Origin of the sequence: Protofrankia sp. BMG5.30 (assembly GCF_001983005.1) — a bacterium.
Classification (GTDB): domain Bacteria; phylum Actinomycetota; class Actinomycetes; order Frankiales; family Frankiaceae; genus Protofrankia; species Protofrankia coriariae.
The window spans coordinates 47,228-57,403 of record NZ_MOME01000043.1 but is presented as its reverse complement, the minus strand read 5'-3'; the positions used below and the strand labels follow the sequence as shown (position 1 = coordinate 57,403).

At 68.2% G+C, this 10,176-nt stretch carries 9 protein-coding genes and 1 pseudogene; 8 read left to right on the top strand and 2 right to left on the bottom strand.

The window, feature by feature from the left end; all coding sequences use genetic code 11:
* Positions 1–153 precede the first annotated feature (153 nt).
* The gene (locus BL254_RS20325; protein WP_338052764.1) at positions 154–975 is read right to left on the bottom strand and encodes an alpha/beta fold hydrolase; all 822 of its coding nucleotides are present in this window, start codon (positions 973–975) and stop codon (positions 154–156) included.
* A gap of 692 nt (positions 976–1,667) precedes the next feature.
* On the opposite strand from BL254_RS20325, the gene BL254_RS20320 reads away from it, so the two are divergent.
* The 7 genes and pseudogenes from BL254_RS20320 to BL254_RS20290 all read left to right on the top strand — a co-directional run bounded on the left by BL254_RS20320 (position 1,668) and on the right by BL254_RS20290 (position 7,255).
* Positions 1,668–1,874: a ferredoxin gene (locus BL254_RS20320; RefSeq protein ID WP_047224312.1), complete on the top strand. Its 207-nt coding sequence runs from the start codon at positions 1,668–1,670 to the stop codon at positions 1,872–1,874.
* Between the two features lie 91 nt (positions 1,875–1,965).
* A complete protein-coding gene (locus tag BL254_RS20315; RefSeq protein ID WP_047224311.1) occupies positions 1,966–3,150 on the top strand; it encodes an acyltransferase in 1,185 nt (394 codons plus the stop codon).
* 74 nt (positions 3,151–3,224) lie between these two features.
* On the top strand, positions 3,225–4,409 hold the full coding sequence (locus BL254_RS20310; RefSeq protein WP_052914826.1) for a cytochrome P450: 1,185 nt from the start codon (positions 3,225–3,227) through the stop codon (positions 4,407–4,409).
* A gap of 83 nt (positions 4,410–4,492) precedes the next feature.
* Positions 4,493–4,675, top strand: a pseudogene (locus BL254_RS29620) (hypothetical protein); the annotation flags it as partial.
* Positions 4,676–4,701: 26 nt separating this feature from the next.
* On the top strand, positions 4,702–5,073 hold the full coding sequence (locus BL254_RS20300; protein ID WP_052914825.1) for an SDR family oxidoreductase: 372 nt from the start codon (positions 4,702–4,704) through the stop codon (positions 5,071–5,073).
* Positions 5,054–5,971: an alpha/beta hydrolase gene (locus BL254_RS20295; RefSeq protein ID WP_076844600.1), complete on the top strand. Its 918-nt coding sequence runs from the start codon at positions 5,054–5,056 to the stop codon at positions 5,969–5,971. Before BL254_RS20300 ends, BL254_RS20295 begins: the two co-directional genes overlap by 20 nt.
* 18 nt (positions 5,972–5,989) lie before the next feature.
* The gene (locus tag BL254_RS20290; RefSeq protein WP_076844598.1) at positions 5,990–7,255 is read left to right on the top strand and encodes an acyltransferase; all 1,266 of its coding nucleotides are present in this window, start codon (positions 5,990–5,992) and stop codon (positions 7,253–7,255) included.
* Positions 7,256–7,712: 457 nt separating this feature from the next.
* Here BL254_RS20290 and BL254_RS20285 read toward each other — a convergent pair whose 3' ends face one another.
* Positions 7,713–9,221: an MFS transporter gene (locus BL254_RS20285; protein WP_254858338.1), complete on the bottom strand. Its 1,509-nt coding sequence runs from the start codon at positions 9,219–9,221 to the stop codon at positions 7,713–7,715.
* Between the two features lie 147 nt (positions 9,222–9,368).
* On the opposite strand from BL254_RS20285, the gene BL254_RS20280 reads away from it, so the two are divergent.
* The gene (locus BL254_RS20280) at positions 9,369–10,028 is read left to right on the top strand and encodes a TetR/AcrR family transcriptional regulator (RefSeq protein ID WP_235433707.1); all 660 of its coding nucleotides are present in this window, start codon (positions 9,369–9,371) and stop codon (positions 10,026–10,028) included.
* Positions 10,029–10,176: the final 148 nt, after the last annotated feature.

Here is a 10,176-nt window from a genome sequence, read left to right as displayed (position 1 = left end):
ACGAGGCCCTCGGTTTCCACCGGCCGATCGAGATCCACCACAATCCCACCCTCAAACCCCCCACCAAGATCGGAAATACCCAACCTTCAGGTCAAGATTTCTGAGCCAAGATCTTGACGCGGGACACGAGGAAGTTTTTCTTTTCAGGCTCTTTCATTTCTTTTCGGGGCCGTTCTCGGGCCGGCCCGTACTCCCCGTGCGCAGTGACCGGGTCAGGCTGCCGCTGTCCGACGGCCGCGGGCCGGGCAGCCGCGGCGCCGGGCCGGTCGCCGGCCGCTGGCCCGCCCCCGGCCCGTCCCGCAGCACGGCGACGATCGTCGCGGTCACCGCCGGCTGCTGGTCGACAAGGTAGAAGTGCCCGCCGGGGAACACCCGCACGTCGAAGTCCCCGCTGGTGTGGTCGCGCCACCGCTGGGCGTCGGCCGCCGTGGCGTGCGGGTCCGTGTCGCCGACGAGCACGGTCACGGGGGTGCGCACCGTCGCGTCGGGCGGGCCCACGTAGGTCTCGATCGCCCGGTAGTCGGCCCGGGCGGGCGGCAGCACCAGCGCCAGCATCTCCGGGTCGTCGAGGACACGCGGGTCGGTGCCGCCGAGGGCGCGGATCTCGCGGAGGAACCCGGCGTCGTCGAGCAGGTGGACGCGGTCCCCGCGACGTACCGACGGCGCGCGGCGGCCGGAGGCGAACAGCACCCGCGGGCCCGGGCGGCCCGCAGTCTCCAGCCGCCGGATCACCTCGAACGCGATGATCGCCCCCATGCTGTGGCCGAAGAACGCCACCTGTTGGCCGGTGAACGCGTCCAGCACCTCGGCAAGGGCGTCCGCGAGGGCCACGATGGTCGTCAGCGGCGGCTCCGACCGGCGGTCCTGACGCCCCGGGTACTGCACGGCCCGCACCCGTGTGGTCGCCGACAGCGCCCTGGCCATCGGGAGGTAGAAGCTCGCCGCGCCGCCCGCGTGCGGAAAACAGACCAGCAACGGCCCGTCCGGCGGCCCCGGGTGAAACTGCCGGAGCCACCTCTCCGTATTCCCAGTYGTGTTCCCAACCATCGGACCACTACCAACCTCTCCCCGATCACACGGATTTGTCCGGGCACAAGCTCCCCGGCCGACGCCGGCCCGATTTGCGGGCGCCGGTGTGCGCGGCCCCCGCCCGCTCCCACCCATCCCGGGCCGTGTGGGAGGGAGCGCCCGGTGGCCCTTACATTTGACGGTCCGTCGGGACCGTCCATTCGGCGCCGAACAGTTCACCGGGCCCGGAATGTAAATTCCCGCCCGCTMGCCTTCCGCGCCGCAAAAATGTCGGACCCGCTGATTCTGAAGTCACCGGCTGACGCGGTCCTTGCCCCGCGCTGAAGCCCGCCCGCACCCATGTCCACACGCCAGTGTGCCGCTAAAGCGCCTGTTAAGAGAAGGACGGATCCGGCATTGGCACCATTGCGTGCCGCACCGCCACACCTTTAACTGTCTGCTGGGTCCAACCTGCTGCCGGGTCTGTCCTACCCGTCTTTCCCCAGCCTGGCTGATCTTCTATCCGTGGAGGCCACGTTGTCCATCGATCTGGCCGACGCGTTCCTGTTCCCGGAGCGCCGAAGCTGTCCGTACCACCTGCCGGTCCCGGCCAGCCCCACCGAGGTGACGGGCCGGGCAGGTCGGGAACCGAGGACCGGATGAGCCGGACCGTTCGGATCAGTACTCATCGGGACCGGTGCATCGGCGCCGGGCTCTGCGTGCTCACCGCCCCGGAGGTGTTTGAACACGACGAGGACGAGGGCCTGGTTTCGTTACTCGATCCCGAACCGGACGCGGAGCTGAGCGCAAAGGTGTGGGAGGCCCAGCAGCTCTGCCCCGCCCAGGCGATCGAGCTCGCCGGCTGAGACTCGCCGGCCGCAAATTCTCGATCATCCCCACAGGCTGTCTGTGATCCCAACAGACCGCGCGCCGGTCCACAACAGAAACGAGCTACCCATGGCGCTCGCTACGGAGACCACTGCCACCAACACGCGGTTACCTTCGCTGACCGGCCTCCGATTCATCGCGGCATTTGCCGTCTTCATCGGCCACGCCTATCTCACGGTGACGCTGAACGGGTCGCCCGTCGAGTCCCAGAACTGGCCCATCACCTTCGGGTTCGCCGGAGTCGGCTTCTTCTTCGTGCTCAGCGGGTTCGTACTCACCGTGTCCGCCCGGGCGCAGGACACCAGCCTGCGCTTCCTGCGCCGCCGGCTGGTCAAGATTGTCCCCAACCATCTGGTCGCCTGGACGCTCGCACTGCTGGTCACTCTGTGGGCCGGCGCGTCGATCACCACTGGGCAGGTGGTGCCCAGCCTGTTCCTGGCCAACGCCTGGTTCGCCGATATTCTGATCATGCGCGGTATCAACGTGCCGAGCTGGTCGCTGAGTGTGGAGCTAATCTTCTATCTCGCTTTTCCCGCCCTGTACCTCGGGATTTCCCGCATCAGGCCGGAACGGCTGTGGTGGTGGTTCGGCGGTTTCGCGCTGGGGACCCTGACGCTGGCCGTGATCTCTCATACCGCGCTGCCGGGGCAGCCGCAGCTGCCAGGGATGCACATGTCGCTCTGGCAGAACTGGCTGGTCTACCCGTTCCCGCCGTCGCGCCTGCTGGAGTTCGCCCTCGGCATCGTCACCGCCCGGATCGTGCTCACCGGCCGGTGGATCAGGCTCGGGGTGCCGGCCGCGACACTGCTGCTGGCCGCCGCCCTGGTACTCCAACTGCTCCTGCCGGTGACCGCGCTCACGGCGGTCGCGCCCACGGCGCTGCCCACCGCGCTGGTGATCGCGGCCGTGGCGACCGCGGACCGGTCCGGCCGTGGCACGATCTTCGACAACCGCGTCTGGACGTGGCTGGGAGAGGTCTCCTTCGCCCTCTACATCGTGCACTACCCCACGCTGTACTTCCTGCAGGAGAGCGTCGGCTTCGGCTCCGGCCACTCCGCCACCACGTCCTTCCTGATCTCCCTGCTGCTTCTGCTTCCCGCGCTGCTGGTGTCCTGGCTGCTCTACAGCCTGGTCGAACGTCCCCTGGTACGCCGGTGGAGCAACCCCCGGCCGTCACGGTCCGACAAGGTCCCGGCACAGCGGCAGGGACCGGGCGTGGCTGTCCCGGAAGCTGTCGCCGAAACAGCGCAGTGACACCCTCGCGCGCCATCCCCCGGATCCCGCAGAGCCTGCTGCCATAGTTCTCAGACGACACTGGAGGAAGCCTCATGACCACCGCTGGGGAACGCCCCTCCCTGCCCCTTGAGCCGGGCATCGACGGCAGTCCGGCGCCGGAACTGGTCGCCTGGCTGCAGTCCAAGGAACTCGCCGAGGTGACGATGCCGAGCGGGCAGACAGCGCTGCTCGGCGTCACCCACGCGGATGCCAAGACGATCCTCTCCGACCCCCGGTTCAGCCGGCAGCTTGCCTACGCGGGCGCGCCGACGTTCTTCCCTGGCGAGGACGCCACCACAGCCGACCCGGACTTTCTGGCGAACATGCCACCGGATCGGCACCATCTGGTCCGTCGGCTCGTGTCCGGCTCGTTCACCGTGCGCCGGGTGAACGGCTGGCGTTCCACCGCGCAACGGATCGCCGACGAGCTCGTGGACGATCTGCTCGCCAGCGAGCAGCCCACGGACTTCGTGGCCAACTTCGCCTTCCAGTTCCCGATCCGGGTGATCTGCGAGATCATCGGCATCACCGGTGAGGACCAGAAGCGGTTCCGCACCTGGACGACGGCGACCTTCGCCGCCTCCGGCGCGGAGTTCATCGCCTACGTCCAGGACCTGCTGGCGCGGCGCCGGGCGGAGCCGGGCAACGACCTCATCGACTCGTTGATCGCGGCCCGCGACGGCGCGGACAGGCTCACCGAGCCGGAGCTCATCCGCATGGTGCTGGCGATGATCGTCGCCGGCCACGAGACCACCGCGTCCGCGATCTCCCGAGGTGTGCTGACGCTGCTGCGCGACCGCCGCCGCTACGAACGACTGATCGCCGAACCGGAGCTGATCCCCTCGGTCGTGGAGGAGATCCTGCGGGTGAACCCGCCGATCGAGACGGCGCTGCTGCGGGTCGCCACCGAGGACGTGGAGCTCCCCTTGGGCCAGGTCAGGCGCGGGCAGGCGGTGCTGGCCAGCCTCTCCGGGGCCAACGTGGACTCCGCCGTGTTCGGTGAGCCGTACGAGTTCATCCTCGACCGCGATCCCATCGCCGCCCGTGACCACCTGTCCTTCGGCCACGGCCCGCATTTCTGCCTCGGCGCGGGAGTGGCACGCCTCGAGCTGGAGGTGGCGCTGTCCACCCTGACCACCCGGCTGCCGGGACTGACACTGGCGCTCGACCCGACGCAGACACCGAGCGTGAGCGACACCATGGTCCGGACGGTGGCAGAGCTGCCGGTTCGCTGGTGACGGCATGGGCAGCGATCTCGACCATCATCGTGCCGAAGCACTCCGAGTCGGTGGCCRGGAAGGGCTGACCCACGTCCAAGCGGATCGCCAACCTGTTCGGCCGAATTGACACCGATGCCGGGATCGCACCGGCCACTCATCGGGCACAGCACCTGCCGGTGGACATCCGGCAGGAAGTGGTGGAGGTGAACCTCACCGGTATTTTCCTGACCGCACGAGCGGTATACGAGCGGCTGGCCGTGAGCAGCCGTGGAAGAGTGGCATTCATCTCCTCCGGCGTGGCTCGCGCGCCATGCCACGGGCCGAGCGTCTACGCTGCGTCGAAGCCGACATCGAAGGTCTCGCCAGGGCGCTGGCGGTGGACCGGGCGACCGACGGTATCCTGGTCAACGCGATTGCGCCGGGATTCTTCGGCGCCAGCATAGGTACCGCGTTCACACAGTCGGAGCGGCTGCACAAACAGGTGGCTTCCAGGATCCCGCCGGATCGGATCGGACAGACCAGTGAGCTCGCCTCGCCCGCGTCCTTTCTGGCTGGCAACGCCTGCGACCACCTGACCGAGTACGCCCTCGGCCTGGATGGTGGACACGGTCTCGACCAAGCCGTTCCGGCATCAACGGAACACCAACGGAGAAGGAGAGCCAATGACACGCGCCTCGGTTGAGCCGGTGGAGAGCACACTAGCCGAACTGCTCGCCAACAGAGGCGCGCTAAGCCGCCTACCGCTGGCGGAACCGGACCCGCTTCCCGGCACCGAGGCACTGGACATGCAAAACCTGGAAGCACACGATCCGGTGTCGGGGCTGCGGGTGCGGGTCCGCCGCTACGGGCCCCGCAACCAGACGTCCGCGTTGCCTGCGGTGCTCTACATCCATGGCGGTGGCTGGGCGATCRGCAGCATTGACATGGTGCATTTCCTGGTCGCACCGCTGGCCGTCAGGCTGAACTCGGTCGTGATTTCGGTAGGTTACCGTCTCGCGCCCGAGCATCCGTTTCCCGCCGCGTTCGACGACTGCTTCGCCGCCCTGCGCTGGATGGTCGCCGAATCAGCCGAACTCGGCATTGATCCCACTCGGATCGCGCTGACCGGAGTAAGCGCGGGCGGGACGCTGGCCACCGGGGTGGCTCTCGCGGCACGCGACCAGGGCGGCCCCGCGATCCGCCTGTTGCACATGGTCTCACCCTCACTGGACGATCGGGCGGAGACCTCCTCCATGCTCAAGCAGTGGGGGCCTGAGTACCTCGGTTCACGGCTGGCACGGGAATGCTGGGACGCCTATCTGCGCGATGTCGCGGACAATGTGCCGGCGATCGCCGCTCCGGCCCGGGCAGCCGACCTCACCGGCCTGCCGCCCACCTTCATCGCGGTCGCCGAGCTCGACGCGGTCCGCGACGAAGCCCTGCAGTTCGCTTTCCGCCTGATCCAGGCCGGCGTTCCGGTCGAACTGCATCACTTTCCAGGCGTCACGCACGGCCTTGCCGGCGACATCGGGCCCGGGCTACGCCAGCGGATCACCGAAACAGTGCCGGCCGCTCTCAGGGAAGCACTATTCCAAACTTGATCCACACAAGAGGATACGATGACTGCCACATTATCATCCGAAAAATCTCGGACGTCACTGGAGACGCTGCCGACGCTCACCTCGCTCCGCGTTTTCGCTGCGATACTCGTCTTCAGCGGACACGCCTTCTTTGAGCTCCGTTTCGTCACCGGCGGTCTTGGTGATGCCCTGCACTCGATATTCGGCCGTGGCGGCTACGTACTGAACTTCTTCTTCATTCTCAGCGGGTTTGTACTGGCCTGGAACTGGGTGCACAGTTCCAGGCCCTCAAGGTCTGCGTTCGTACGCCGACGGCTCGCGAAACTCTTTCCCAATCATCTGGTCACCCTCGCCCTGGCCATTCCGCTCGGCGTGACGGTCGGGGGTACCACCGCGGCGGCCCTGGGGCACTGGCTTCCCTGGAACATCCTGCTGCTCCAGGACTGGCGGCCGGAGTTCGGCCTTGTCACCTCGGGCAACTCGATCAGCTSGTCGCTCTCCGCGGAACTGCTCTTCTATCTGCTGTTCCCGCTGGTCATCGGGCCGGCCAAGCGCGTCCCCGAACGATTCCTGTGGGCCGCGGTCGGGACAGTCGGAGCGCTGATCCTGGGGGCTGTCCTCATCGGACAGTTCGTCGTCACCGATCAGCCCCGACTGCCCTACCCAGGTTTCGAGAGCATGTCGTTCAACCAGCTGTGGTTCGTGTACTTCGCACCTCCGGTGCGTTTTCTTGACTTCCTGATGGGCATTTTCCTGGCACGCCTGGTCATCGCGGGCCGCTGGATCCGGCTGGGCGTGCTGCCCGCCGCTGCCTTCGCCATCCTCGGCTACGTGACAGCGCTCAATCTGCCTTATCTCTGGGGAGTCAGCGGGCTGGCATCGATTTTCGTGGCACCGCTGATCGCCAGCGCGGCGGTGTCCGACGTCACGTCCGCCCGATCGGTGATCCGCGGTCGCGTCTGGGTCCGGCTGGGTGAACTCTCCTATGCCTTTTACATGGTGCATTACCTGGTGCTCAACCCGCTGCGCGAACGGCTGGGCCCGAACTGGTCCGAACCCGTGATCGTGGAGCTGGCGGTCGTCCTGCTCATAGCTCTGCCGCTCACTCTGCTGGCCGCCTGGCTGCTGTACACGCTGGTGGAAATGCCAGTAACCAGGCTGGCAAGAGGCCGCCGCCGCGGCACCGGCAGGGCCACCGCCACCGCCACCGCCACCGCGAGCCCGGGGTACGCCGGAAACATCGTGGCGCCCAGGACCAGCAGTGAGGACGAAAGCGGCGAGCCGAGCGCCGTCCAGCACACCTGAGACCGGGGGCAACAACAGACCCGGGGCAACAACAGACCGGAGTGTGGCAGACCGTCGCTGCCACGCTGTACCGGTACTCACAGACAGCGATGACGGCACTCAGGCCGGCCTGCGAGGACGCAGGCCGGCCTGAGTGCCGAGAGCCTGCCGCGGTATCCGACCAGCCGCCGGCGGTGCTCCCCCGGAGAAGGGGCACCTGGTCCTGGCGGCCACAGTGACAATCTCCCCGAGAAGCTTCCCAGGAAGGCCTTCATCCAGGGCACCGGATGCCCGGACCATCCGATCTGACCGGGTCAGGGCGTCGTACCGACCGGACGGCCGTTCCCGCCCGGCACGCATGCTGCTCCGCCGACAGGCACACATGGTGCTCCGGTAGGCATGGTGCCGGGCGACCGAGGTGACGGTCATGCTGACCGGCCCCGACCGCTTCCCGTGCGGCCGGGGCCGGTCATCCGGTCTAGCTGGCCGTGTCGGCGGTCGCCGGGGTGGCCTGGGCCGGGGTGGCCTGGGCCGGGGTGGCCTGGGCCGGGGTGGCCTGGGCCGCGTCAACGGCCGCTGGAGCCTTGCCGCGGCCGGGGCCGAACCAGAGCCCCAGGGATACCAGGATGCCGATGATCGCCGGCACGGTGAGCCAGGTGAAGACCCGGGCGAAGTGCTCCACCTCGCTGCCGGCGCCATGGGTGAACGGCAGCAGGAACACACCGATGCCGATCAGGCCGCCGACGGTGATGGCCACCTGCACGATCCCGGCGGTGATACCGGTGTCCTGCGGGTCAGCGCTGGAGAGGATGACGACGTTGAACGGGACGATGGCCAGGCCGACGCCGATCCCAATGATGATGATCTGTGGCAGTACCGAGGAGGCGTAGCCGGCGCCATCGTCCACCCGGCTGAGCCAGGCCACGCCGAGCGTGACCACCGCGAGCCCCGCCACACCCCGGGCCTTGAGGCTGATCGAGCTGGCCCACTTGGTGATCAGTGAGGCGCTGAACAGGATCGCGATGGCGAAGGGCAGCAGTGCGAGGCCGGTTCGCACCGGGCTCAGATCGAGCACGGCATGCAGGTACTGGGCCAGGAAGAACAGGAAACTGCCCAGCACCGAGGCCAGCAGCGTGAGGTTGAGAAAGCCGCCGAGCCGGTCCCGGTGGGCGAAGATCCGGCCCGGTAGCAGCGGCTCGGGGGAACGGGAGTCCACCACCGGCAGGAGTGTGAACAGCACGACGGCGGCCACCAGCGGGACGATCGTCCCCGCGTCCTGCCAGCCCGCGTCGGCAGCGTGGACCAGGCCGTACACACCGGCGGTCAGTGCCCCGGTCGCCAGGGCCGCGCTGGGGATACCCAGCGAACGCTGGCTGCGGGCGGCGTCCCGGGTCCCGAGTACGCGCAGGGCGACGACAAAGATCAGTGCGGCTATCGGGACGTTCACCAGGATGCTCCATCGCCAGCTGCCGGCCGAGGTCAGCAGCCCGCCGAACACCATGCCGGAAGCCGAGCCGAGCGCGGTGACGGTGGAGTAGAGGCCGAACGCCCGCTGTCTGCGCTCCCCCTCGGACAGGATGGTCAGCAGCGCCAGCGCGCTGGGGCCGGCCAGCGCTGCCCCGGCTCCCTGCAGCACCCGGCCGACGAGCAGCACCTCGATGTTCTGGGCGAGACCGGCGACCAGCGAGGCGACGGCCACCAGGCCGATGCCGAAGAGGAACACCCGGCGGTAACCGAACACGTCACCGAGCCGTCCGGTGACGAGGAGCAGCGCGCCGAAGGCAAGGTAGAACCCGTTGAGGATCCAGGAGCCGGTGGTGATGCTGGCGTCGAAGCGGGCCTGGATCTCCGGCAACGCCACGTTCACGATCGTGCCGTCCAGCTGCAGCAGGTACTCGGCACCGACGATCGCGGCGAGCACGAGCCCCCACGCCCTGGGCGGACCACCACCCGTCGTGGTCGTGCTGGAACCGGTTTCGGTGCTCACGATGCCTCCTAGAGCGACGGAGATTATTTTGAGGGTGGCTCACCTTACGAGTTCGGGTTGATAATATGAGCTGGCCTCGACCTGTCAAGCAGGAGGTCTCCGATGAGGGAGCAGCCCGTGAGGGAAGAGCCTGTGGGGGAAGAGCCTGTGAGCGAGCAGCCTGTCGGGGAGCAGCTCCTGGAGGAGCAGCCCGCTTCCGCCAGCAGGGCTCGCCGGGCGGACGCCCGGCGCAACCACGACGCGATCCTGCGGACGGCGCGCGAGGCCTTCGAAACCAGGGGCTCCGCGGCACCCCTGGAAGAGATCGCCGCCCGGGCAGGGGTCGCCATCGGCACCCTGTACGGGCACTTCCCCACCCGGGAGTCGTTGATCGAGGCCGCGACCAGGGACGGCCTCGACGCTCTGATCGCGTTCGCCGACGAGGTGGCCGTGACCGACGAGCCGCTGTCCGCCCTGCGGGGCTGGACGATGCAGGCGGTGCGGTACTGCAGCACGTTCCGTGGGCTGATGGGGCTGCTGACGCGCAGCCGGCACGGCAAGGGCGCCCTGTCCGGCTCGTGCATCGACATGTACCGGTGCGGCGCCGCGCTGCTGCACGCGGCGCAGGCCGCCGGGCGGGTACGGCCGGACTTCACCGCCGATGATCTGTTCGAAATCATCAGCGCCGCGGCCTGGGTGCGGGAGTGCTCGCCCGCCGATCGGGACGGCAGCACCCGGATGCTGGACCTGTTGCTGAACGCTACCGTCACGGACAGTGCCGGACGGATCGCCCCGAATGATCCTGTTTCGATCCAAGGTTCGCTTTAGAGCTCTGCTGTCACAATCCATTCCGTCCGAGCCTCTTGGCTGGTGGAAGCGTGAGGGAGCGCGATTGTGTCGGTGGGGCCGCATGGGCATACGGCTGAGAACAGCGCCCGGGAACCGCGTCTTGGCGCACAGCCGGTGACCACCGGTC

Excerpts from the sequence above, each read along its gene's own strand:
- BL254_RS20310 (WP_052914826.1), top strand. The coding sequence starts at position 3,225 with ATGACCACCGCTGGGGAACGCCCCTCCCTGCCCCTTGAGCCGGGCATC.
- BL254_RS20300 (WP_052914825.1), top strand. The coding sequence starts at position 4,702 with ATGCCACGGGCCGAGCGTCTACGCTGCGTCGAAGCCGACATCGAAGGT.
- BL254_RS20320 (WP_047224312.1), top strand. The coding sequence starts at position 1,668 with ATGAGCCGGACCGTTCGGATCAGTACTCATCGGGACCGGTGCATCGGC.
- BL254_RS20315 (WP_047224311.1), top strand. The coding sequence starts at position 1,966 with ATGGCGCTCGCTACGGAGACCACTGCCACCAACACGCGGTTACCTTCG.